General features: G+C 52.4%; 21 protein-coding genes. 20 read left to right on the forward strand and 1 reads right to left on the reverse strand.

Going from position 1 to position 23,787, the window contains the following annotated elements:
- Positions 1-65 precede the first annotated feature (65 nt).
- The 19 genes from EHT25_RS18275 to EHT25_RS18365 all read left to right on the forward strand — a co-directional run bounded on the left by EHT25_RS18275 (position 66) and on the right by EHT25_RS18365 (position 20,559).
- Positions 66-620 (forward strand): RNA polymerase sigma factor, encoded by a 555-nt coding sequence (locus tag EHT25_RS18275; RefSeq protein WP_124876572.1) that lies wholly within the window; start codon positions 66-68, stop codon positions 618-620.
- 19 nt (positions 621-639) lie between these two features.
- On the forward strand, positions 640-1,650 hold the full coding sequence (locus EHT25_RS18280; protein WP_124876573.1) for a FecR family protein: 1,011 nt from the start codon (positions 640-642) through the stop codon (positions 1,648-1,650).
- Between the two features lie 51 nt (positions 1,651-1,701).
- Positions 1,702-4,989 carry a TonB-dependent receptor gene (locus EHT25_RS18285; RefSeq protein WP_124876574.1) on the forward strand — a complete coding sequence of 1,096 codons (3,288 nt, stop codon included), beginning with the start codon at positions 1,702-1,704 and terminating at the stop codon, positions 4,987-4,989.
- A gap of 28 nt (positions 4,990-5,017) precedes the next feature.
- Positions 5,018-6,631, forward strand: a complete 1,614-nt coding sequence (locus tag EHT25_RS18290; protein WP_124876575.1) for a RagB/SusD family nutrient uptake outer membrane protein — start codon at positions 5,018-5,020, stop codon at positions 6,629-6,631.
- Positions 6,632-6,670: 39 nt separating this feature from the next.
- The gene (locus EHT25_RS18295) at positions 6,671-7,741 is read left to right on the forward strand and encodes a glycoside hydrolase family protein (protein ID WP_124876576.1); all 1,071 of its coding nucleotides are present in this window, start codon (positions 6,671-6,673) and stop codon (positions 7,739-7,741) included.
- Positions 7,742-7,772: 31 nt separating this feature from the next.
- Entirely contained in the window at positions 7,773-9,374 is a 1,602-nt protein-coding gene (locus EHT25_RS18300) for an MGH1-like glycoside hydrolase domain-containing protein (RefSeq protein WP_124876577.1), read from the forward strand.
- A 43-nt stretch (positions 9,375-9,417) separates the two neighbouring features.
- Positions 9,418-11,430 carry a beta-L-arabinofuranosidase domain-containing protein gene (locus EHT25_RS18305; protein WP_124876578.1) on the forward strand — a complete coding sequence of 671 codons (2,013 nt, stop codon included), beginning with the start codon at positions 9,418-9,420 and terminating at the stop codon, positions 11,428-11,430.
- A 13-nt stretch (positions 11,431-11,443) separates the two neighbouring features.
- Positions 11,444-13,462, forward strand: a complete 2,019-nt coding sequence (locus EHT25_RS18310; RefSeq protein WP_124876579.1) for a beta-L-arabinofuranosidase domain-containing protein — start codon at positions 11,444-11,446, stop codon at positions 13,460-13,462.
- Positions 13,463-13,569: 107 nt separating this feature from the next.
- Positions 13,570-15,222, forward strand: a complete 1,653-nt coding sequence (locus EHT25_RS18315; RefSeq protein ID WP_229311706.1) for a hypothetical protein — start codon at positions 13,570-13,572, stop codon at positions 15,220-15,222.
- 28 nt (positions 15,223-15,250) lie between these two features.
- The gene (locus EHT25_RS18320) at positions 15,251-15,991 is read left to right on the forward strand and encodes a helix-turn-helix transcriptional regulator (protein ID WP_310588760.1); all 741 of its coding nucleotides are present in this window, start codon (positions 15,251-15,253) and stop codon (positions 15,989-15,991) included.
- A 61-nt stretch (positions 15,992-16,052) separates the two neighbouring features.
- A complete protein-coding gene (locus EHT25_RS18325) occupies positions 16,053-16,478 on the forward strand; it encodes a VOC family protein (RefSeq protein WP_124876581.1) in 426 nt (141 codons plus the stop codon).
- A gap of 21 nt (positions 16,479-16,499) precedes the next feature.
- Positions 16,500-16,880: a YdeI/OmpD-associated family protein gene (locus tag EHT25_RS18330; RefSeq protein WP_124876582.1), complete on the forward strand. Its 381-nt coding sequence runs from the start codon at positions 16,500-16,502 to the stop codon at positions 16,878-16,880.
- A gap of 81 nt (positions 16,881-16,961) precedes the next feature.
- A complete protein-coding gene (locus EHT25_RS18335) occupies positions 16,962-17,201 on the forward strand; it encodes a DUF433 domain-containing protein (RefSeq protein ID WP_124876583.1) in 240 nt (79 codons plus the stop codon).
- A complete protein-coding gene (locus EHT25_RS18340) occupies positions 17,185-17,508 on the forward strand; it encodes a DUF5615 family PIN-like protein (RefSeq protein ID WP_124876584.1) in 324 nt (107 codons plus the stop codon). The genes EHT25_RS18335 and EHT25_RS18340 overlap by 17 nt, the downstream gene beginning before the upstream one ends.
- Before the next feature lie 39 nt (positions 17,509-17,547).
- Positions 17,548-18,558, forward strand: coding sequence for an OmpA family protein (locus EHT25_RS18345; RefSeq protein WP_124876585.1), 1,011 nt, complete (start codon positions 17,548-17,550; stop codon positions 18,556-18,558).
- A 129-nt stretch (positions 18,559-18,687) separates the two neighbouring features.
- Positions 18,688-19,293 (forward strand): RNA polymerase sigma factor, encoded by a 606-nt coding sequence (locus EHT25_RS18350; RefSeq protein ID WP_229311624.1) that lies wholly within the window; start codon positions 18,688-18,690, stop codon positions 19,291-19,293.
- Between the two features lie 4 nt (positions 19,294-19,297).
- Entirely contained in the window at positions 19,298-19,645 is a 348-nt protein-coding gene (locus EHT25_RS18355; RefSeq protein WP_124876586.1) for a hypothetical protein, read from the forward strand.
- A complete protein-coding gene (locus tag EHT25_RS18360; protein WP_124876587.1) occupies positions 19,638-20,153 on the forward strand; it encodes a Spy/CpxP family protein refolding chaperone in 516 nt (171 codons plus the stop codon). Before EHT25_RS18355 ends, EHT25_RS18360 begins: the two co-directional genes overlap by 8 nt.
- 76 nt (positions 20,154-20,229) lie before the next feature.
- Positions 20,230-20,559 (forward strand): hypothetical protein, encoded by a 330-nt coding sequence (locus EHT25_RS18365; RefSeq protein WP_124876588.1) that lies wholly within the window; start codon positions 20,230-20,232, stop codon positions 20,557-20,559.
- A 65-nt stretch (positions 20,560-20,624) separates the two neighbouring features.
- On the opposite strand, the gene EHT25_RS32720 is transcribed toward EHT25_RS18365, so the two are convergent.
- A complete protein-coding gene (locus tag EHT25_RS32720; RefSeq protein ID WP_185731436.1) occupies positions 20,625-20,777 on the reverse strand; it encodes a hypothetical protein in 153 nt (50 codons plus the stop codon).
- Between the two features lie 23 nt (positions 20,778-20,800).
- Between EHT25_RS32720 and EHT25_RS18370 the strand changes: the two genes are divergently transcribed.
- Positions 20,801-23,776: an outer membrane beta-barrel protein gene (locus EHT25_RS18370; RefSeq protein ID WP_229311625.1), complete on the forward strand. Its 2,976-nt coding sequence runs from the start codon at positions 20,801-20,803 to the stop codon at positions 23,774-23,776.
- The last annotated feature ends 11 nt before the right edge of the window (positions 23,777-23,787 follow it).

The raw sequence follows: 23,787 nt of genomic DNA on the forward strand, positions 1-23,787 counted from the left end.
TAAAAATTATTTAGGGATTTTTGGGTTTCAATTGACTATACAGAAAACCCGATTGACCATCTCTAATGAAGGCAGAAATCACCGATGACGAGTTAGTCTGTGCGCTCAGGGAAGGCGATGCCAGGGCTTTCGGGGAAATCTACAACCGGTATTGGTACAAGCTGTTTGGCGTGGCCTACCAGGAAACCGGGAGCCGGGAAGATGCCGAAGAACTCGTCCACGATTTATTCGAGAGCGTCTGGAACAAACGCCAGCAGGCCCAGATCCGCCACCTGAGTTCGTACCTGGTGGTTTCGATCAAACACCTTACCACCAATTACATCAAATCCAAAATTACGCGTCGGCGCTATCAGGAACACCTGATTCTGAATGAACTCCGGCAGACTGAATCGACCGACGAAACCGTCAATTTTTCGGATTTATCGAAAGCGATTGAGGAAGTGATGAAGAAACTGCCCGAAAAAACCTGCGAAGTGTTCACGCTGAGCCGGTTTGAAAATCAACCCGTTAAAGACATTGCCCGGCGACTGAACCTCTCGGAAAAAGCCGTGGAATACCACATTACCAAGTCCCTCAAAGTGTTGCAGGAGCAATTGAAGGCATACCATTCTGATAATTGATGCAGACCAATCAGGCCCGATGAATCAGTACGATTTCGATAAGTTGATAGAAAAATACCTGGCGGGGCAGTGCAGTCCGGAGGAAGAGGAATGGATTCGGGCGTGGTCGGATCAGCAACTGCATCAAACCGCACTGAGTTTTAGCGAGGAGGAGAAAAAAACGCTCCGCAAACGCATCTGGAATCGCATCGACAGCCACACGCTGGGCCGTCGGTCGTTCAGCGTGCGCTACGGCTGGTGGAGCCTGAGCGCGGCTGCATCGGTTTTGCTGGTGCTGACCGGTTGGTGGTTCTGGTCGCAACCGAATCCCCTTCATCGGTCGGTGTCCGACAAAGTTCAAACCCGCCCGGGCGCGGTCGATGTGAGCAATACCTCGGGCAAGGAGCAGAAAATCACGCTCAAAGACGGTAGCCTGGTGATTCTCAAACCCAACAGCAGCATCAGTTATCCCGAACAGTTTGGCGACAAAAACCGGCAGCTCAGTTTGCGGGGTGAAGCCTTCTTCGACGTCAAGCGCGATCCGGCGCGTCCGTTTATTGTCCAAACCGGTGATCTGGTAACGCAGGTGCTCGGAACCAGTTTTACGATCAAATCCTACGACGAAGCCAACGACATTGAAGTGGCGGTTTTGCGCGGCCGGGTGTCGGTTTATGAGACATCGGGCAAATTGCCCGGCAGCCGCAACGGCGTGATTCTGGTGCCCAACCACAAGATCACCTTCGACAAAGCCTCGCAAACGCTGACGCCGAGCCTGGTGGCCGCGCCCCGCCTTGTCCACCCGCCCGAAAACCGGACCAGTTTCATCTTTACGAACGTGGCCCTCGCGGATGTGTTTTCGACGCTCAACAAAGCCTACGGAATCGATTTTATCCTCGAAAACCAGACGATGAACCAGTGCATTTTCAACGGCGATCTGAACGATCTGCCCCTTTATACGCAGTTGGATCTGATTTGTAAGTCGGTGAACGCGACTTACGAACGACGGGGCACCACGCTCTTCATTCACGGCGAAGGCTGTGCCGATTTTTAACGATTATTCCTCCCCTTAACTACCATGACCAGACGTATCTACTTTCAAAAGATGCTATGTAAACTAACGCAGACGACGGCGGTGCAACTGCTGCTCTTCACGGTTTTGTATGGATTGTCGTTTGCCCGAACGACCCACGCGCAGGAATTGCTGAACAAGGAAATTTCGCTGAAGATGGAATCCGTTGAAGTTTGGAAAGTGCTGAAACGGATTGAAAGCCAGGCGAATGTGAAGTTTGTGTACAGCACGAAAAGTATCCTGGCCGAGCAGAAAACCTCGGTGAATGCCTCGAACAGCAAACTGTCGAAGGTACTGGACGAACTGCTGACGCCCCTCGATGTGTCGTACGAAGTGGTGGGTTCGCGGATTCTGCTGCGCAAAAAAGCGCCCGAAACGTCCAGTTTGATCCTGATCAACCAATCCGAAATCGTGGCCGCTACGGTCGAAAAGGTCGATCAGAACGTAAGCGGAACCGTCAAGGACGAAAAGGGCGACGGCCTGCCGGGCGTGACGGTTTTGATCAAGGGCAGCACGCGCGGCACGACGACCGACGCCAGCGGCCGCTACAGCCTGAGCGTTCCCGACGGATCGACTACGCTGATTTTTTCCTTTGTCGGATACGTGGCGCAGGAAGTTATGGTCGGCAATCAATCGACCATTTCACTGAGTCTGGTACCTGAAAACAAGGCGCTGGCCGAAGTGGTCGTGGTGGGTTACGGAACGCAGAAACGCGAGCAGATTACGAGCGCCATTGCCAGCGTGAAAGCCGAGGATTTTGTGAAAGGTCCGGTGCAGGATGCCGCGCAACTGATTCGCGGGAAAGTGGCCGGGCTGAGCGTCATTACGCCGGATGGCAATCCAACTTCGACGGCCCAGATTACGCTCCGGGGCAATGCCACCATCAACGCCAGTTCGTCGCCCCTGATTCTGATCGACGGGGTGCCGGGCGCGCTCAATACCGTTGCGCCCGAAGACATCGAGTCGATTGATGTGCTGAAAGACGGTTCGGCCGCGGCTATTTACGGCACGCGGGGCACCAACGGGGTCATTCTGATTACGACCCGGAAAGTGAAAGGCGAAACCCCCGCGACGGTGGAAATCAACTCGTATTTCACGACGCAGCGCCAGACCCGCCAACTGGATTTCATGAACGCCGATCAATACCGGCAACTGGTCGCCCAGAAAAAACCGGGGGCCATCGATTACGGTGCCAACACTGACTGGCTCGGGCAGGTAACGCAAAGTCCGCTGTCGCAGGTGCACAACATCAGTTTGCGGGGCGGTTCACGCTTAACCAATTACATCGTCAGCCTGGAATACCGGGACCTGAATGGGGTGATGAAGAAGTCGGACAATGTGACGTTTTTCCCGCGCATTGAAATCAATCACGCGATGTTCAACGGAATTCTGAAATTCAATGCCAACTTGAGCGGGTACCAGCAGAAGCACTTTGCCGTGGACGGTGGTACCTATTCAGGGCTGGTGTACCGCAATGCCCTGACCTTCAACCCGACGGAACCTTTGCAGGATGCATCGGGCAAATGGACCGAGCGGCCGGAAAAAACCGACTACATGAACCCCGTTGCGTTGCTCGAAGAGACCCGGGGCGAAAACCGCAACAACAACCTGCGGACGTATGGCAGTGTCTCGCTGGCCCCCATCAACGATCTGGAAATCAAAGCCTTGTTTGCGCGGGATATGTACAACAGCACCCGGGGCTACTACGAAACCCGCCGTCACTGGTCGACGGCCCGGAATGCCCGCAACGGGTTTGCCTCGCGCGGAACGACGCGGACGCAGGATGATCTGTTCGAGTTGACGGCTAATTACCAGAAAACCATCAAAGACCACAATTTTACGGTTTTAGGGGGCTACACCTGGCGGAAATATAACACGGAAGAATATTGGATGCAGAACTGGGATTTTCCGACCGACAATTTTTCCTACAACAACATGGGCGCGGGTTTGGCGCTGAAACGCGGACAGGCGCCGGAAAGCTCCACGCAGTCGGAAAACAAATTGATCGGCTACTTTTTTCGGTTGAATTACAGCCTGAATAACAAGTACCTGCTGATGGCCAGTATCCGGCACGAAGGCTCGTCGCGGTTTGGGGCCAACCACCGATACGGAAGTTTTCCGGCGGTTTCGCTCGGCTGGAATTTGCAGAAAGAAGGCTTCATGCAGAGCGTTCGGGCGGTTTCGGCGCTGAAGTTGCGGGCGGGTTTTGGCGTTACCGGAACGGAGCCGGGAAGCTCGTACATTTCGCTGAACAAGATCAATTTCAATACCTATACGCTCGTTAACGGGCAGTGGGTGCAGGCCATCAACCCCTCGAATAATCCGAACCCCGACCTGCGTTGGGAGCGCAAAGAAGAGATCAACCTCGGGCTGGACTACGGTTTCTGGAACGACCGGATTTCGGGTTCGATCGATTACTACAAACGCACCACCCGCGACCTGATCGCGAACTTCCCGGTGCCGACGCCCCCATATCTCTACAACACGATTACGGCCAACGCGGCTTCGATGGAAAACAAAGGCGTTGAAATTCAGCTGAATGTCGTGCCCGTCCGGACGCCGGATTTTGAGTGGGTTACCTCGGCCAACTTCTCGACCAATTCCAATAAAATCCTGTCGCTGTCGAACGATAAATTCGCGCTGGCCAGTGGGTATTTCGATACGGGCAACACCGGCGAACCCATTCAGCAAACCACGCACCGCGTGCAGGTGGGCCAGCCGCTCGGCAATTTCTGGGGTTTCAAAACCGTCGATATTGACGAAACCGGTCACTGGATTATCGAAGGAAAAGACGGCAAACCCAAGCCGATTGCGCAGCAACAGGCTGACGACAAGCAGATTATCGGCAACGGCTTGCCCAAACGCTACCTGAACTGGAACAACACGGTTTCCTACAAAAACTTCGACCTGAACGTGACGATGCGCGGGGCGTTTGGTTTCCAGATTCTGAACATGACCGAGATGTTCTGGAGCGCCCCGGTAATGCTGACGCGCGGCAATCTGCGGACGAATGCCTACGACCCAATTTACGGTAAACGCCCGCTGGCCGACGACCAGTCGCTGAATTACGTCAGTTATTACATCGAAAACGGCAATTACTGGAAGATCGACAACATCACGCTGGGGTATAACCTGAAGCTGAAAAGCAAGTACATCAAGCGGGGCCGGGTTTACCTCTCGACGGCCAATTTGCACACCTTTACCGGGTACAAGGGCATTGATCCGGAAGTGAGCATTGGTGGCCTGGCACCGGGCATCGACGACAAAAACCGCTATCCGGCCACGACCAGTTACACCGCCGGCGCCATGCTGACGTTCTGATTCCTATCCTGACCTAATATTCGTTGCCATGAAATCCCTAAAAAACTACCTAGCTACCCTGGTCCTGATCGGTTTGACGCTGTCCTCCTGCAACAACGACCTCACCGAGAACATTTTTAACGAGGTTACCGAAGAATCCTATACGTATACGGAAGCCTATAAGGCGATGGGCATTGCGTACGCCAACATGCGCAGTTTGATTTCACATACGCATTATTACATGGCGCAGGAATCGACGTCCGATGCCATTGTGATGCCTGCCAACGCGTCGGGTTGGGACGACGGCGGGATTTACAAACGGATGCACCTGCATACCTGGAACTCCGAAAATCCGCAGATGAACAGCATGTGGAACACGTTTTACACGGGCGTCATCAACGCCAACCGGGTGATCGACCAGCTGACGACCGGGCAAGTGCCACCCCCGACCGGCGTGACCAAAGAAGCATTGATTGCCGAAATGCGGGCGGTGCGGGCGTTTTTTTACTGGATGCTGATTGATAATTTTGGGGATGTGCCGCTGCTGACCGACCGTTCCGACGAACTGAAGGCGAAAACGCCCCGCAAGGAAATCTACCAGTTTGTTGTCAAGGAACTGACGGAAGCCATTCCGACGCTGAGCGAAGAACGCAGCACGCTGACCTACGGGCGGTTTAATAAATGGGCGGCTAAAACGCTGCTGGCCAACATCTACCTGAACGCCGAAGTCTACGCGGGTGAAGCCAAATGGCAGGAGTGCCTGACGCAGTGCAACGAGGTGATCGCGTCGGGAAAATACAGCCTGGAGACGTCCCTGAAAGCGCCGTTCAGGACCGAAAACCAGAATTCACCGGAAATCGTGTTCGCCATTCCGTTCGATGAAAACCTGGCGGGCGGTTTCAACGTCGAGATGTTTTCGTGGCACGGTTCGATGAAAGCCAAGGTCAACATGCTCGATACGCCCTGGGGCGCGGGTTCGGCCAAAGGCGTTCCGCAGTTCATCGATACCTACGACCCCGCCGACGAACGGCTGGCGGCTACCTGGATGATCGGCCCGCAGTTTGCTGCCGACGGCACAACGCCCCTGAAAGGTTCCTACGACCAGGCCGGAAAACCGGTCGTTCTGACCAAAGAACTGCCCGACGGGTTATACACCGGCGAAGCCGAAGGCTACCGGATGAACAAATTTGAAGTCAAAACCGGCGCATTGGCCAGCCTGAGCACCGACTTCCCGTTTTTCCGCTACGCGCAGGTGCTGCTGATGAAAGCCGAGTGCCTGGTCCGGACGGGCAAAAGTGACGAAGCAGCCGTGCTGGTGTCGCAGGTACGGGCGCGGGCGTTCACGGCCGCTCCGGCCAAAGCCACTGTAATCGGTGCCGATCTGGAGAAAAACAGCAGCTACAAATACGGATACGTCGAGAACTACAAAGTCGTCGATGCAGGAAATACCAATCCGGTGAAATACGGACGATTGCTCGACGAGCTGGGCTGGGAGTTTGCCTGGGAAGGGTTCCGGCGTCGGGACATGATCCGGTTCGGCGTTTATACGACCAAAAGCTGGCTGTCGCATAAACCCAGCGGGGAATACCGGGCGGTTTTTCCGCTGCCGCAGATTGCCATCAATTCGAATCCGAAACTGGTGCAGAACCCGGCGTATAAATAGTTGTAACTTGTGGGTCGAAAGCACTCCTACCTCATCAAAATGAAATTACTCATTACCAGCGGCTTCCTTTTTCTAATCACATGCACGGTTTGGGCCCAACCGGCAACAACGGTTCCGGCGGAAAAAATGCGGGCGGTTTTTGAGGAAATCAAAACGCCGTTCAAATACGGCATCGTGGTGCCGCAGCCCGACGCGGGCCGGATGGTTGACAGCCCGACGGTTTTTCGAAAAGGCGACACCTGGTACATGACCTACATCATTTTCGACGGCAAAGGCTACGAAACCTGGCTGGCGAAAAGCGCGGATTTGCTGCACTGGACGACGCAGGGAAAACTCATGTCGTTTACCGACAACACCTGGGATGCGACGCAGAAAGCGGGGTACGTCGCGCTGGTCGATACGGAATGGGGCGGTTCGTACGAAGTGGAAAAATTCCAGAACCGGTTCTGGCTGTCGTATCTCGGCGGTTCGGAAAAAGGCTACGAAGCGGGGCGGCTGGGCATCGGCATCGCGTCGACGAAGGACCTGAGCAAACCGTTCGAAGTAGAACGCTTGCCGCAACCCGTGCTGTCGGCGGTGGATGCGGATGTGCGCTGGTACGACAACAAAACGATTTACAAAAGCCTGGTGATCCGCGATAAAACGAAGAAAACCGGGTACCCGTTTGTGATGTATTACAACGCCAAGGGCGAAAAACCGGATGCGAAAGGCAACGGTTTTGAAAATATTGCGATGGCGGTTTCCAGCGACCTGACCCACTGGAAACGCTTCGGGCAGGAGCCCTTGATTACGCGGAAAACTGGCATTTGCGGGGATGCGCAGATCGCGAAAATGGGCGATTTATACGTCATGTTTTACTTCGGCGCGTTCTGGAAACCCGGCGCGTTTGAGCGGTTTGCCTGTTCGTACGACCTCGTGCACTGGACCGACTGGACGGGTGAGGATCTGATCGCATCTACCGAACCGTACGACAAAACCTACGCCCACAAGCCCTGGGTGATCAAGTGGAAGGGCGTCGTCTATCACTTCTACAACGCCGTCGGCGACAAAGGCCGGGTCATTGCCGTGGCGACTTCCAAAGATCTGGGAACGAGTCCAGTGGGTCGATAAATAGCTGACATTGAATAGATTTGATGCCAAGATGAAGCAATTTTTCTGTCGTTGTCTGCTTGTTTTACTGGGGTTGGGTTGGGCGGTTTTGGGCCGGGCGCAGGAGTTCGTCCTGAAAACGGATGCCTTCAAACCGTACATCACGGCGTTCAATGAGAACGACGAGGAGCTTTACAAACAACTGATTCCGAACGACAAAGCCTGGGATTTTCTGGCGCAGAACATTCCCTTGTTCGAATGTCCCGATAAACAACTGGAGCAAACGTATTATTTCCGCTGGTGGACGTTTCGGAAACACCTCAAACAGACTCCGGCGGGCTACATCATCACGGAGTTTCTGCCGGATGTAAACTGGGCCGGGAAGTACAACTCCATCAATTGCCCGGCCGGACATCATTTTTACGAAGGGCGCTGGCTTCGCGACGATAAATACCTGAAAGAGTATGCTCAATTCTGGTTCCGGAGCGGGGCCAGCCCGCGCTCGTACAGTTCGTGGGCGGCCGATGCGATCCATGCGTTTGCGCAGGTTCATCCCGACACGGTTTTTCTGACCAATCTGCTGCCGGATTTGATCACGGACTTTCGGGAATGGGAAAAAATGCGGCTGGATTCGACCGGCCTGTTCTGGCAAACCGACAACCGCGACGGTATGGAAATTTCCATTGCGGGGCTGATCGGACAAAAAAATCAGGGCTACCGGGCCACGATCAACAGCTACATGTTTGGCAACGCGCAGGCCCTGGCCACGATGGCACGCATGGCTGGCGACAAAACCGCTGAACGGGAATTCACCCAGCGGGCCACTACCATCCGGCGCCAGATTCTGACGCGTTTGTGGGACGACAAAGCGAAGTTTTTCAAGGTCATTCCGCGCGGAACCGGGTCGCTGATGCGGGCCGACGTGCGGGAGTTACACGGTTTTACGCCCTGGTATTTCTCGATTCCCGAAGAAAAACACGCGGTTGCCTGGGCGCAACTGACCGACGAAAAAGGCTTCCGGGCGCCCTACGGCCCGACCACCGCCGAACAGCGGCACCCCGGTTTTCAACTAGCGTATGAAGGCCACGAATGCCAGTGGAACGGCCCAAGCTGGCCGTTTGCAACCACCATCACGCTGACGTCGCTGGCCAATTTGCTGAATAATTACCAGCAAACTGTCATGACAAAACGTGATTTCTGGAATCTGCTGACGACGTACAGCCGGTCGCAGCAACGCATCTTGGAAGATGGCCGTCGGGTGCCCTGGATCGATGAAAACCTGAATCCATACACCGGCGACTGGATTTCGCGAACGCGCCTGTCGACGATGGAGAACGGGAGTTGGGCGACGAAAAAAGGCGGGCGGGAACGCGGCAAGGACTACAACCATTCGGCGTTCTGCGACCACCTCATTTCCGGGCTGGTCGGTATCCGGCCCGGTGACGGCAATCAGCTGACGATCAATCCGTTGTTGCCGGACAATACCTGGGATTACTTCTGCCTGGACCGGGTGCCATACCACGGCAAACTGCTGACGGTTTTGTATGATAAAACCGGAAAAAAGTACGGCAAAGGCCGCGGTTTTCGGGTGTATGTCGACGGAGTAGAAAAAGCGTCGAAAACCACTTTGGAACGTGTCACGGTAACGATTTGAAGAACTTCGCTACCGGTATTTGTACCTTATTAAACGCAACGAAATGAAATTTATCCTTCCCGTTTTCTTTTTAACTCTTGCCGTAAATGCCGTTGCTCAGGTGAAAAAACCGGTGAGTTATACCACAAGCCGGGCGCCTTTACGTCAGAATTCGTACCTGGAATTACCGCTCGGAGCCATCAAACCGCAGGGCTGGTTACGCGAAATGCTGGTGCGTCAGAAAACCGGATCGACCGGAAACCTGGATAAGTTATATCCGCTTGTCATGAACGAACGCAACGGCTGGCTGGGTGGCGACGGCGATCAGTGGGAGCGGGGGCCGTACTGGATCGATGGCCTTTTACCGCTCGCTTATATTCTCGATGATCAGGAATTGATTGCCAAAACCAAACCATGGGTTGAATGGGCTATTAAAAGCCAGCAATCGGACGGTTATTTCGGTCCATCCAAAGATTATGGTCCCGAACCGGGCGTTCAGCGCAATAATAGCCGGGACTGGTGGCCCAAGATGGTGATGCTGAAAATTCTGAAACAATATTATTCGGCAACGAACGATCAGCGGGTAATTCGTTTAATGACGAATTATTTCCGGTATCAATTGAAAGAATTGCCCCAAAAACCGCTCGATCACTGGACATTCTGGGCGCGGTATCGGGGCGGTGATAATCTGATGAATGTGTACTGGCTTTATAACATTACCGGTGACAAATTTTTACTGGAACTGGGCGACCTAATTCACAAACAAACCTTCGATTATACGAACGCATTTCTGAATACCGATCTGCTTTCGAAAGAAGGAAGTATTCACTGCGTTAATCTGGCGCAGGGCATCAAAGCGCCGATCGTTTATTACCAGCATCATCCGGAACAGAAGTACCTGGATGCGACGAAAAAAGGTTTTGCGGATCTGCGGAAATTCAACGGCATGGCGCACGGTCTATACGGCGGAGACGAAGCGTTACACGGCAATAATCCGACGCAGGGTTCGGAGCTTTGTTCGGCGGTGGAAATGATGTTCTCGCTGGAAAGTATGCTGGAAATCACCGGAAACGTCAATTTTGCCGATCAGATCGAGAAAATTGCGTTCAATGCCCTGCCCGCCCAGGTGTCGGATGATTTCATGGGCCGCCAGTATTTTCAGCAAGCCAATCAGGTCATGGCGACCCGGCATATGCGCAATTTCGACGTGAATCATAACGGAACAGATCTGTGTTTTGGCCTGCTATCCGGCTATCCGTGCTGCACCTCGAACATGCACCAGGGCTGGCCAAAATTTACCCAGAATTTGTGGTATGCAACCCCCGATAAAGGGGTTGCCGCGTTGATTTATGCTCCCAGTGAAGTTAAAATAACCGTTGCGAACGGAACCGAAGTTTCGTTGAAAGAAGAAACGAATTACCCGTTCGAAGAAACCGTAACGTTCACATTAACCACCGCTAAAACTGCATTATTTCCGTTCCATCTTCGGATACCGGAATGGTGTAAAAAAGCGTCGATAAAGATCAACGGAAAAGTCTGGCAGCAGGTGAATGGCAATCAGATTGTTCAGATTAAACGCGAGTGGAAAACCGGTGATGTGGTTGAATTGGAATTGCCGATGCACCTCTTTAAAAATACGTGGTATGAAAATTCAGTATCAATCGAACGCGGGCCGATTACGTACGCCTTGAAAATGGGGGAAGAAGTTAAAAAGGTTAAAAACGAGAAAGATCCCATCGAGTACGGTGATTCGTACGAAGAATTACGCCCGACAACCCCCTGGAATTATGGCTTGGTAGAAACTGCCGATAAAAAGCTGGACGAAGCGTATAAAATCGAAAAAACCGGTACGGTTTCTACGTTTCCATGGAACCTGGAAAATGCGCCGATCCGGATTAAAACGAAGGCAAGGCGTATTCCTTCGTGGCAGATTTACAACGAAATGACCGGCCCGATTCCGTATAGCCAGATGTATAAACTGGAAGCTGATCCGACCGAAGAGGAAATTATTCTGGTGCCGTATGGCTGCACCAATCTGCGGATTTCGCAGTTTCCGGTGGCTGGGAAAAGGAATTAATAATTTTACCTTGATGAAAAAAATATTTTCGATTGCCCTTTCGAGTGCGGTTTTATCCCTTTCGGCGTTTGCGCAAACGGCAAAACCGGTTTCGGAACAATACGGCGAATTGCCGCTTTCGGCCATCAAACCGACCGGCTGGCTTAAACACCAGTTGCAGATCATGCGCGACGGAACCACCGGCCATCTGGATGAAGTTCACCCGAAAGTTGGCGTCGATAACGGCTGGCTGGGCGGCAAGGGCGATGCCTGGGAAGAAACGCCATACTGGCTCGACGGCGCGGTTCCGCTGGCGTATTTGCTGGACGATAAACCGCTCCAGCAGAAGATTGCAAAATACGTCAACTGGGTGATCGACAACCAGCGACCGTCGGGTTATTTTGGCGCGATCACCAAAGACGAGCGCGAGAAAAACGTAAAAGTGGACGTAGCCAATTGCGCGTCGGGCGACGACTGGTGGCCCAAAATGGTGATGCTGAAAGTGATTCAGCAGTATTATTCGGCCACGAACGACAAACGGGTGATTCCGTTCATGACGAAGTATTTCAAATACCAGTTGCAGGCACTAAAAAGTTGCCCGATTGGCAAATGGACGGAATGGGCTACTTCGCGCGGAACCGACAACGTGATGATGGCGCAGTGGCTGTACGGCATTACGGGCGACAAATCGTTGCTCGAACTAGCGTCGCTGATCGAGTCGCAGAGTTTTCAGTGGAGCGACTGGCTGGGGAATCGCGACTGGGTCATTGGGGCGGCTGCGCAACAAAATAACGATTTCTGGATGCGCCGACACGCGGTCAATGTCGGGATGGCGCTGAAAGCTCCGGCGATCAACTACCAGCGAACGGGCGACGCCAATTACCTCAAGTCTCTTAAAACCGGTTTTACTGATTTGATGACGCTGCACGGTTTGCCGATGGGCATTTTTTCGGGCGACGAAGATCTGCACGGCAACGATCCGACGCAGGGCGTGGAACTTTGCGCCATTGTCGAGTCGATGTATTCGCTGGAAAAAATCATTGCGATTACCGGCGATACATATTACATGGACGCCCTGGAACGCATGACGTTCAACGCCTTACCGACGCAAACGACCGACGACTACAACGCCAAACAGTACTTTCAGATCGCAAATCAGGTGCACGTCAAGCGGGGCGTTTTCAATTTCTCGCTGCCGTTTGGGCGGGAAATGAACAACGTGTTCGGGATGCGCAGTGGCTATACGTGCTGCCTGGCCAACATGCACCAGGGCTGGACAAAATTTGCGGCACATTTGTGGTACACAACGCCGGACAAAGGACTGGCGGCTTTGGCCTACAGCCCGAATGAGGTGACGGCCAGAGTCGGCGCGAAAAACACCGAAGTGACGATTCGCGAAACCACGAATTACCCGTTTGAGGAAGGTGTTCAGATGGAGTTTTCGACAGCGTCGGCAGTGGCTTTCCCGCTGCATTTGCGCATTCCGTCGTGGTGTAAAAAAGCGACGGTTACGGTCAATGGCGAAGCCGTTCAGAATCCGGATGGCGGCCAGGTGATTGTGCTGAACCGCACCTGGAAAACCGGCGACAAAATCACCTTGCAACTGCCAATGGCCGTCACGACCTCCAACTGGGGCCGGAATTCGCGGGCGGTGGAACGCGGGCCGCTGGTGTACGCGCTGAAACTGGAGGAAAACTGGGAAAAAGAAAACCAGCAGGAAGAAGGTGACTATTTCAACGTATTTCCGAAAAGTGACTGGAATTATGGATTAGTCGACAAAATCGTGAAAGATCCGGCGGCCAATCTGGAGGTAAAAACCGTTAAACCGGTCACGGATTCGTTCGTCTGGAACCTGCAAAACGCGCCCATCGAAATCAAGGCGTCGGCCAAAAAGATTCCCGGCTGGAAAATCGTCAACGACGTAGCGCCCCAACCAGTCACGGATCGTGGAGGTCATTTTCTCGGAAAAGTAGATGAGAAAACCGAGACGATTACGCTGGTACCCTATGGCTGTACGAAGGTGCGGATCGTGGCGTTTCCGGTGGTGAAATAACCGGATCTTCGTGCTGCCGGTAGATCTGACCACTCCGCTACTTTTATAGGAAACCATTTCCAGTTTGCCAGCTGCAAACGTGGTGTCCCTTACCTATAAAATTTTTGATGATGTTGGATCGGATCAACAAAGGCTGTAAGAACCGTTGGGCCCGGTATGTTCTCCTGTTTCTGGTCACCTTTATTCATTCTTTAAGTAGCTTCGCTCAAAAACCGGTTCATCAACAATCCGAAAGTAGCTATGCCCAGGCGATGGCGAATGGCAAAGCAGCCAATGAAGCGTTTCGCCGAAGCCATCAATACCTGCTGGGTTGGCTCGCCAAAGCCGACTCGGTGTCGGGACTTATTCCGCGCAATCTGACCCAAAGTACCTGCATCTGGAATGCCTGGGATGCGGCTGCCGACAATTATCCGTTTCTGGTGATGACCGCATCCATGCTGGATCGGCCGATTTTTGAGGGTAAAATGCGGGAAATGCTCGCGACCGAAACCCGGCTTACCTCCCGGATCGGACGCTTGCCCGACACCTATTCGTTTTGCAAACGGGGATTCCAGAACGATCCGATCGACACCAGTCAGGTAATTTTTGGCAGCGCCGAATACATGAAAGACGGCCTGATTCCGCTGACCGAATGGCTCGGCCCCAGCCCCTGGTCGGAGCGGATGCTGGGAATTTTAGCGGACCTTGACAAACTGGTGGATGTACCCACGCAAATTAAAAGCAACGGCTTGGGGAAACACGCCGTGGTGGAAGTAGGCGGTGATTTGCTGCAGGTTCTGGCGCGCATGTACTGGCAGACCCGCAACCCCCAATGGCTGCAATGGGGCATTCAAATCGGCGATTACTACCTCTCGCCCGATCATCTTCCCACGCAGGCGCTCCCGCGCTTGCAACTGCGCGATCACGGCTGCGAAATTGTGTCCGGACTGGTCGAACTGTACGCCGTGGTTTCGGTGGTCGATCCGGCTAAAAAACGGCAATGGCAACCTTACATCCACGAAATGCTGGATACCATTCTGGCGAAAGGTCGCAATGAACAAGGTCTTTTTTACGACGAAATAAACCCGGTAACGGGGGAAATCACCCAAAAACGGCTGGCGGATAATTTTGGGTATACGCTCAATGCGTTTTACACGGTGTATGTGATTGACCGCGTGGCTGGTTACCGGGAAGCGACGTTAAAAGCCCTCGGTTCGCTTTCGGCGCATTACCGGAATCATGATTGGGAAAATGGCAGCGCGGATGGCTACGCCGATGCCATTGAGGGCGCGTTGAATCTCTATTTGCGGGAGCCGGTTCCGAGCGCAAAAGACTGGCTGGACAGCGAAATCAAGGTGCTGTGGAATTTTCAAAAACCGGATGGCATCATTGAAGGCTGGCACGGTGACGGCAATTTTGCGCGGACTTCCCTGATGTATGCCCTCTGGAAAACCGCCGGAATCCACGTTTCCAACTGGAATGCCGGAATCGTTTACGGCTCGGTTACCGACAAAAACACGGTTTACGTAACAATTACGTCACCAAAAGCGTGGCAAGGCAAACTGATCTTTGGCTCCAACTGGCATACGGAACACATGCACATGCCGGTCGATTACCCACGCATCAACCAGTTTCAGGAGTGGTTTCCCATCGAGAAGGACAAGAATTATACTGTGACCATTGGCAGTAAAACCCAGACGGTAAAAGGCTCGGCCCTGATTGCCGGTTTTCCGGTTCAGCTCAAACCCAATGAAGTTGTTCGGCTGAGTTGCTCCCGTTGATTGAGAATTTAGTTTCTGATCAGTTCGATTGATTTCCCGAAAGAACAAAGGCAACCAGGTCAATTCAATGATCGATAACGACACCAGCCGACTTTCCCGCCTGACGGCCATTCTGACGCAATTGCAGACGAAACGGTTGCTTACGTCGACGTTTCTGGCGGAGAAATTTGGCGTGAGCGTTCGGACCATTTACCGGGATATCCGGGCGCTGGAGCAGTCGGGCGTTCCGATCGTGACCGAAGAAGGAAAAGGCTACAGTTTGCTGGAAGGCTACCGGCTGCCACCCGTTTCGTTTACGGAAAGTGAAGCCAATGCGTTGATTACCGCCGAAAAGATTATCGTTAAAAACCGGGATGCATCGCTCGTTAAAGAATATACCACGGCGATTGAGAAAATAAAGGCGGTTTTGCGCCACACGACCCGGGCGAACACCGAACTCCTTTCCAACCGGATGCTGGTGACCCACAACTACACCGAAGATGCATCAAGTACGTATCTGGCAAGCCTGCAACTGGCTCTGACCAACTTCAATCTGACCAAAATCGCGTATCAAAAACCGGATTCGGGCGAAATCACGACGCGGGTCGTTGAGCCGTTTGCCTTGTTAAGCACGCAGGGAAACTGGTTGCTGGTGGCCTGGTGTCGGCTGCGAACGGGTTTCCGGCTTTTCCGACTGGACCGGATTACCCAACTGGCGGTTCTGTCCGAAAAATTTGAACCGCACAAAATGACCTTGCAGGAATATTTTGAACGGACCAGCCACCCCTGACATACCGCTGTCACCACGCCGGTTTACTTTTGTTTAACGAATCACTTTAAACAAAATCAACATGGCATCATCACACGTATTACGCGGACTTTCCACCATCAGTTTCTACGCATCCGACCTCGAAGCCGCCAAAGAATGGTACAGCGAATTGTTGGGTCTTGAACCGTACTTCAACGTGCCGGGCTATATCGAATTTCGCATTGGCGATTACCAGCACGAATTAGGTATCATCGACAGCGCCTACGCACCCGAAGGTGCCACGAAAGGACCCGCCGGGTCAATCTCCTACTGGCACGTCGACGATTTACAGGCAACGCTGGATCGTCTGATCGCTTTGGGAGCGGCTTTATACCAACCGATCACCGATCACAGTGGCGGAAAAGGAGCATTTATGACGGCATCGGTGATCGACCCGTTTGGGAATATTCTGGGCGTCATGACCAACAAACATTACCTCGAAATGCTGACTTCCCGCCAAATTAACTGATTACAAAAACCGGACGTTATCATGGAAACCAACCGAAATATCGAAGCCGTTTCGGCCGAAAACCGGCAGCAATGGCGGCAATGGCTGGAAAATAACAGCCAGTCGAAAACCGAAATTTGCCTTATCCTTTATTCGAAAAGCAGCGAAAAACCGAGTGTTTCTTATAGGGAAGCGGTGGAAGAAGCCTTGTGTTTTGGCTGGATCGATTCGCTGACGAACAAACGGGACGCCGAAAGCCGCTACCAGCGGTTTTCGCCCCGCAAGCCCAAAAGCAACTGGAGCCGCTCGAACATCGAACGCGTGGAACGCCTGATTCGGGACGGATTGATGACGGAATCCGGGCAGCGGATGATCGATCTGGCGAAGCAGATGGGGAAATGGGAGACAGCTGGGCTGGAATAATCCAACGAGTGAATAAGTGTGGAAAACCGTGGACAACTTAAAAACCGCATGCGGGTAGCCAATATTTACTATCTTTAAGTCATGGACATCAAGACATTAATAACCATTGATCCTGATATTCTGGGGGGACAACCTGTATTTACGGGAACACGCGTTCCAGTGGAGTCGCTGTTTGACCATTTGGAAGCAGGCGTTTCACTGGACGATTTTTTGGATGATTTTCCAACCGTGACGAAAGAACAGGCCATTGCTATTCTGGAACTGGCAAACCGATTGTTGACGTCTAAAAACGTAAATCAGTTTTATGCGGCTGTTGCTTGACGAAAATCTGCCCAAGCGGTTGAAGTTAGATTTTCCAGCGCATGAAGTGTTTACCGTTCGCGATAAAGGTTGGAATGGTATCAAAAATGGCGAGCTATTAAAATTGATGATTGCGGACGGCTTTGATGCTTTACTAACTTTTGATAAAAATCTGCAGCATCAGCAGAATTTTGAGAAATATACATTGACCGTTTTTGTTTTAAATGCTGAAATCAATACCTATGTGGTATTGACTGGGTTATCCGACAAGGTCAACCAATTTTTAAATACACCTATCCTACCAATTGGGCCTGTGGTCATCAATTAAGATTAAAACCGCTTCCTAAACCGTAACTTTCCTTAAAACATGCGCTCCCTTAGTTTGCTTTTTCTGGCATTCTTCTCGTTCACCAGTTTCGGCCAGACCATCGATAGATCGTACGACAAGTATGACTTTGTGGCCGGAGAAAAAACCTTGTTTGAAGATAATTTAACGTATAAAACGGGCGAAAAACCGCTGGGAAAGTGGGGCATGAGCGGGAAGGCTTCCATCATTGATTTCGAGGGGCAGAAATGTATTTCGATCGATGAATATTACACCAAATTAACGCCGATGTTATTCGGTGGGAAGAAAATACCGGATAGTTTAACCATCGAATACGACACCTGGCTGGATGCCGGTTATGATGGAAATCCGGGTATTGAAATTCTCCTGCTTCATGACGATAGCCAGGTGCTGATTACGCCCAATAAACACGCCCTGAGCGTTTATTATCCGAACGATGGGCATGACACCAAAGATAATCCGGCGGAGTATTTTGGAGAAGACAAGTTTTATAACCGATGGGTACACGTTTCGATTGCGCAGTTTAAAAAACACTTGGTAGTCTATCTTGATCAGTATAAGATGATCGATATTGCGGACTGCCGACTGCAACCGAATAGCGTTATGATAACGGGTAATAAGTCGGGCAAGATGAATATATTATTGAAGAATTTCCGAATAGGAACGGCGATCCCGAAAAAAATAGCGTTTGTCGGTGGGAAATTCATTACGCACGCCATCAAGTTTGACGTCAATAAGTACGAATTAAAACCGGAAAGCATCACGGTGATTCGGGAAATCGTTACGTATTTAAAAGCGAATCCGGCGGATAAACTGGAGATTGGTGGACATACAGATTCCGACGGAACGCCGGATTATAACCTGAAATTATCGCAGTCGCGGGCCGACGCCGTCCTGAATCAATTGGCCGCCATGGGCATTGATAAAAACCGCCTGGTGGCGAAAGGATACGGACAGACCAAACCGATTGACCCCAAACTAACGCCGGAAGCCAAGGCCGTCAACCGGCGGGTTGAGTTCACGAAACTGTGATCCATGAGTGCGCACAAGAAACCTTTTTAAAGAGGCACCATTTCCGACAGAATGGTGCTTTTTTTACGGCTAATGAAAAAAAACAAACGAGTCCCGCAGGATTTTCCAATCTTTCGTACCTAATCCCATGTGTTCACTTTTAACGATATCGACCGTTTGCAGGAGTCCGAACTAATCGCTGCGCTGAAAGCGGGCCGGGAGTCGGCTTTTCGGATGCTTGTCGAGACATATCAGGACAAGGTCTACCACATTGCGCTGGTGATTGTGCAGCAACCCCAGGAGGCTGAGGACATTGCGCAGGAAGTGTTCATCGAAGTGTACCAAACCGTCCGGCAATTTCGGGAAGAAGCCCGGCTGACCACCTGGCTGTACCGCATCACGACCTCGAAAGCGCTGGCGCATCACCGGAAACGGAAAGCGCAAAAGCGGTTTTCGATCCTGACCAGTTTGTTTGGCCTGAACAACGAAGTGTTGCACCATCCGCCCGATTTCCACCATCCGGGGGTTTCGCTGGAACAGAACGAGGAGATGAAGATGCTTTTCAAAGCAATTGATAAACTGGCCGATACGCAAAAAGTCGCCTTCATTTTACACTATATCGACGAACAAAGCCACCGCGAAATTGCGGAGGTGATGGAGGTCAGTGTTTCGGCGGTGGAATCGCTGCTGCACCGGGCCAAACAGAATCTCCGCAAACAATTGACACCCTATTATAAAGAAAGAAGTAATCCGTGACATCATGAACACGAACGAAGAAGATCAACTCTGGGAAGACCGGTTTCGGCAGTTGGGCAATCTGGAGCCCGCCCAACCGCGGCCTTTCTTTTATACGAGATTGGAAAACCGGCTGAAAGCCCGAGTGGAGCACCGAATGGGACAGCCGGAACTGGCGGCTTTGTTGCCGTGGTGGTTACAAAAACCGGCCTATGCCCTCGGCACGCTCGGCATTTTGATTGCGCTTAACGTATCGGTTGCGATCTGGAAAACCAGCCCGAGTACACCGGCGACGGAAGCCGAACCCGGCACCTACGAGGCATTTGTGCAGGATTATCAACTCGATCACCAAACCGTGTACGCCGATGAATGACCGCAATAAAGTTAGAATGCTGATCGGCATCATTGTCGCACTGGTGTTGCTGAATGCCGGTTTGCTGACCTGGATGTGGCTGGGTTCGCAGCGGCACGAGCGCGATGGACACGGCGACGGTCGGTCGTATTTGTCCAAAACCCTTGGTTTCTCGGACGAACAGCGGACCCAATACCGGGCAATGCGCCAGAACCATTTCAAGACGATCAAACCGCTGCTGGATTCGATGCGGCAGGAACGCAAACGGTTTTATGAACAGGTAAGCGATTCGACGCAAACCGATGCGGTTTTGATGGAGCAGGCCCGGCAAATTGAAGAGAAAAACGCCCGGCTGGACGTGCTGAATCTGCGGCATTTTCAAAAAGTGAGCGCGTTGTGTACGCCCGAACAACGGAAAAAATTGCAACAGGTGCTGGCCGAACGACCTGGTTTTGGCCCGTTTGGCCGCTCAGGGTGGCCGGGAAGACACCGGTCGGATTCCACGCGGAGGGACCGTTCAGAAAAATAATCCTCTTTTTTTGAAATCACCCGCAGGGTTTGCCGGAAATTGACATCTAAGCACTACAACTAAACAGGTTACCATCATGAAAAAAGTAATGTGTATTGCCCTGCTACTGGCCGGGATGACCGTTTTTGAAAGCAAAGCGCAGAATGGACAAGGCGGTGGGGGCGGAGGCCGGATGATGGAAGGCATGACGCAAGTCGAAGAAAGCGCCTTACCCGCTCCGGTGATGGCTTACGTGAAAGACAAATACCCCGGCATGACTGTCCGGCGGATCATGAAGGACAAAGAAGACAATTACAATCTGGTGGTGGTGGCGGATACCACCCGAAAAGTGGTGGTTTTTGACGCCAAAGGAACGTTTAAGGAAGAAAGAGCCATGCGGGGGCGTCGGCCGGGCGGAAATAAATAAAACAAAACCGCTTCACAGTCTGTATCCTGTATATTCCAACTGTCAGGATTGCGCTTCATCGAATTTTAGTCCAGTCGTTCGCCGGTTTTTGTCATCGCCGTGGTTTCCATTGGGATGACAAAACCGGTGAAACCGCCCGAATTTGTATTCACCCATTGAACGAATGAATGTAACTCTTCTACCCCCGTTTCGTTTTCGATTCGCCCGGTCAGGGCCATATCGGGCTCGTATCCATGCAGTTTTGGCCCTTCTGCTAACCTCGACGACTGCTCTTTTTGCGCAGACCAACCAATTAACCGGAAAATTTGCCGATGCCAAGAATAGCCTGCTGATCGGGGTACCGGTTATTTTGACGTCTCAGGCAGATACGACCCAGAAGCAATATGCCGTAACGGATACGAGTGGTGTATTTACATTCACGAACCTGAGTCCACAAGCGTATCGGCTGAAAGCCAGTTATTTAGGCTTTACAGATTACGACAAGATCATTACGGTTTCCGAAACCGTTCAGGATTTGGGAACCATCACGCTGGCGGAAGACTCCAAAATGCTCAAGGAAGTTGTGGTGAAAGGGCAGATACCGCCCGCGCAGCAGAAAGGCGACACGCTCCAGCTGAATGCCGAAGCTTTTAAAGTAACCCGCGACGCGACGACGGAAGATCTGATCAAGAAAATGCCGGGCATCACCGTTGAAAACGGCACCGTGAAAGCCCAGGGTGAAGATGTGCAGCAGGTACTGGTGGATGGAAAGATCTTTTTCGGCGACGATCCGAGTATTGCCCTAAAGAACCTGCCCGCCGAAGTCGTCGATAAGATCGAGATTTTTGACCGCATGAGCGACCAGGCTCAGTTTACCGGTTTTAATGACGGGCAGACCACCAAAACCATCAACATCGTCACGCGCGGAGACCGGCAGAACGGTACCTTTGGCCGGGTGTATGCCGGTTATGGCACCAACGACACCTATTCGGCGGGCGGAAACGTCAACCTGTTCAACGGCGCCCGGCGGTTTTCCATCGTCGGGTTGAGCAACAACATCAACCAGCAAAACTTCTCTTCGCAGGATCTGACCGGTGTCGCTAGTAGTGGTGGGGGGGGCGGAGGACCGGGTGGCGGAGGCCGTGGAGGTGGTGGCCGTGGGGGCGGAGGAGGTGGTCAGGGGGGCGGTGGCAGCAGTGCCGACAACTTTCTGGTCGGGCAGCAGAGCGGGATCAACAAAACCAACTCCATCGGTCTGAATTTTTCCGACGACTGGGGCAAGCACGTCACCGTTCGGGGCAGTTATTTCTTCAACAACAGCACCAACAACAACTCGCAGACGGTTTTTCGCCGGTATACGCTGACCGAAAATGCCAGTCAGAATTACCTCCAGAACAGCGATACCCGCAGCACGAACAGCAATCACCGTCTGGATTTCCGGCTTGAATACACGATCAACTCCAAAAATTCGCTGCTGGTGACGCCCCGTTTGCGGTGGCAAAATAACAATTCGTCGAGCAGTTCGCAGGGCATCACCTACCTGGCCGGCGACAGCACGTCCGAAAATCCGACCTTGGGCAACAACTTCAACCCGATTTTGCCACCCGACAGTTTGCTGCTCAACCGCAGTAACACGAACACGAGATCCCTGACCAAAGCATTCAACTTCAGCAACAATATTCTGTTCCGGCACCGGTTCGAAAAACGCGGGCGGTCGCTTTCCCTGAACTTCGGTACGCAGATCAGTACGCAGGATCGGGATGTGACGCAATTGTCTCTGAATGAATATTTTACCGGAAAAACCCCGGATCAGCGCATTCAGCAGGAAACGAACAACAACACACCGAGCTACCAATATTCGCTCAACGCAGCCTTCACGGAACCGCTTTCGAAACTAAGCCAGTTGCAGATCAATTACACGACGACCTACCGCTACAGCGACGCCCGGAAACGGACCAACCGCTACAATCCGGCGACGATGCGCTACGATCAACTGGATTCGTTGTTGTCGAACACGTTTCAGAACGATTACTTTACCAATCAGGCGGGTGTCGGTTACAATTACCGGTCGCCCAAAATGGGGTTGAATGTCAACCTGAATTACCAGCGCGCGGACCTGCTCAGCGACCAGACGTTTCCGCTGAACAACGACGTGCAGGCGCATTTCAACAACCTGTTGCCGTCGGCGATGCTCGACATCAAACTCGCCATCGACAGCCGCATCCGGGTTTTTTACCGCACCAATACGCAGGCACCGGGCGTGACGCAACTCCAGAATGTACTTGACAATTCGAATCCGCTGTTTCTGTCGGCCGGTAATCCGAACCTGAAACAGTCGTATAGTCACAACGTTTCGGCGCGTTACCAGCTCACCAAACCGGCAAAAGGCCGCAGTCTGTTCGTTTTTGTGAACATGAGTTCGACCAATAATTACATCGGAACGTCTACGCTGATCAGTAACGGAACGGCCACGCTGCCCGATGGCACGACGCTGGGACAGGGCGTGCAATTTGCCCGTCCGGTCAATCTGAGCGGTTTATGGAATCTCCGGACGTTTGTGACGTACAGCACCCCGCTCAAATTCATCAAGAGTAACATCAGCATCAATATTGGGAACACCTACGGATCATCGCCCAGTTTAATCAACAACCAGATCAACAACGCCAACAGCATGACCTGGTCGCAGGGCGTCAACCTAAGCAGTAACATCAGCCAGAAGCTGGACTTCTCGCTGTCGTACTCCGGAAACTTCAACGATGTGAAGTATTCGCTCCAGCCACAAAACAACAACAAGTATTATTTTCAGGTGCTGAGTGGCCGGGTCAACTGGATTTTTGGCCCCGGTCTAGTACTGCAATCGGACATTTCGAACCAGAAGTACACCGGTTTCAATGGCAGCATCAATCAGCATTACACCCTCTGGAATGCGGGTGTGGGCAAGAAATTCCTGAAAGATCAGCGGGGTGAACTGAAGGTAACGGTTTTCGATTTGCTGAAGCAAAACAACAGCCTGAGCGTTACGCAAGCGGATACGTACGTGGAAAACAGCCGTGCGCAGGTGTTGCAGCGGTATTTTATGCTGACGTTTACGTATAATCTCCGCCAGTTTAAAGCATCAGCTTCTCCGGCTCGCGGCACCGATCGGCCCGACGGCCAGAATTGGCGGAATGGCGGAGGAGGGGGACGGTTCCCCGGCGGTGGTGGCCGTCCGGGCGGGCCGGGTCCGGGGAATAATTGATTTATGTCCTG

It is taken from the genome of Larkinella rosea, assembly GCF_003858635.1.
Taxonomy (GTDB): Bacteria; Bacteroidota; Bacteroidia; order Cytophagales; family Spirosomataceae; genus Larkinella; species Larkinella rosea.

What these genes read in the sequence shown, in the direction of transcription:
- EHT25_RS18275 (WP_124876572.1), top strand. Translation starts at nt 66, where the DNA reads ATGAAGGCAGAAATCACCGATGACGAGTTAGTCTGTGCGCTCAGGGAA.
- EHT25_RS18280 (WP_124876573.1), top strand. Translation starts at nt 640, where the DNA reads ATGAATCAGTACGATTTCGATAAGTTGATAGAAAAATACCTGGCGGGG.
- EHT25_RS18285 (WP_124876574.1), top strand. Translation starts at nt 1,702, where the DNA reads ATGCTATGTAAACTAACGCAGACGACGGCGGTGCAACTGCTGCTCTTC.
- EHT25_RS18290 (WP_124876575.1), top strand. Translation starts at nt 5,018, where the DNA reads ATGAAATCCCTAAAAAACTACCTAGCTACCCTGGTCCTGATCGGTTTG.
- EHT25_RS18295 (WP_124876576.1), top strand. Translation starts at nt 6,671, where the DNA reads ATGAAATTACTCATTACCAGCGGCTTCCTTTTTCTAATCACATGCACG.
- EHT25_RS18300 (WP_124876577.1), top strand. Translation starts at nt 7,773, where the DNA reads ATGAAGCAATTTTTCTGTCGTTGTCTGCTTGTTTTACTGGGGTTGGGT.
- EHT25_RS18305 (WP_124876578.1), top strand. Translation starts at nt 9,418, where the DNA reads ATGAAATTTATCCTTCCCGTTTTCTTTTTAACTCTTGCCGTAAATGCC.
- EHT25_RS18310 (WP_124876579.1), top strand. Translation starts at nt 11,444, where the DNA reads ATGAAAAAAATATTTTCGATTGCCCTTTCGAGTGCGGTTTTATCCCTT.
- EHT25_RS18315 (WP_229311706.1), top strand. Translation starts at nt 13,570, where the DNA reads ATGATGTTGGATCGGATCAACAAAGGCTGTAAGAACCGTTGGGCCCGG.
- EHT25_RS18325 (WP_124876581.1), top strand. Translation starts at nt 16,053, where the DNA reads ATGGCATCATCACACGTATTACGCGGACTTTCCACCATCAGTTTCTAC.
- EHT25_RS18330 (WP_124876582.1), top strand. Translation starts at nt 16,500, where the DNA reads ATGGAAACCAACCGAAATATCGAAGCCGTTTCGGCCGAAAACCGGCAG.
- EHT25_RS18335 (WP_124876583.1), top strand. Translation starts at nt 16,962, where the DNA reads ATGGACATCAAGACATTAATAACCATTGATCCTGATATTCTGGGGGGA.
- EHT25_RS18340 (WP_124876584.1), top strand. Translation starts at nt 17,185, where the DNA reads ATGCGGCTGTTGCTTGACGAAAATCTGCCCAAGCGGTTGAAGTTAGAT.
- EHT25_RS18345 (WP_124876585.1), top strand. Translation starts at nt 17,548, where the DNA reads ATGCGCTCCCTTAGTTTGCTTTTTCTGGCATTCTTCTCGTTCACCAGT.
- EHT25_RS18355 (WP_124876586.1), top strand. Translation starts at nt 19,298, where the DNA reads ATGAACACGAACGAAGAAGATCAACTCTGGGAAGACCGGTTTCGGCAG.
- EHT25_RS18360 (WP_124876587.1), top strand. Translation starts at nt 19,638, where the DNA reads ATGAATGACCGCAATAAAGTTAGAATGCTGATCGGCATCATTGTCGCA.
- EHT25_RS18365 (WP_124876588.1), top strand. Translation starts at nt 20,230, where the DNA reads ATGAAAAAAGTAATGTGTATTGCCCTGCTACTGGCCGGGATGACCGTT.
- EHT25_RS32720 (WP_185731436.1), bottom strand. Translation starts at nt 20,777, where the DNA reads ATGGCCCTGACCGGGCGAATCGAAAACGAAACGGGGGTAGAAGAGTTA.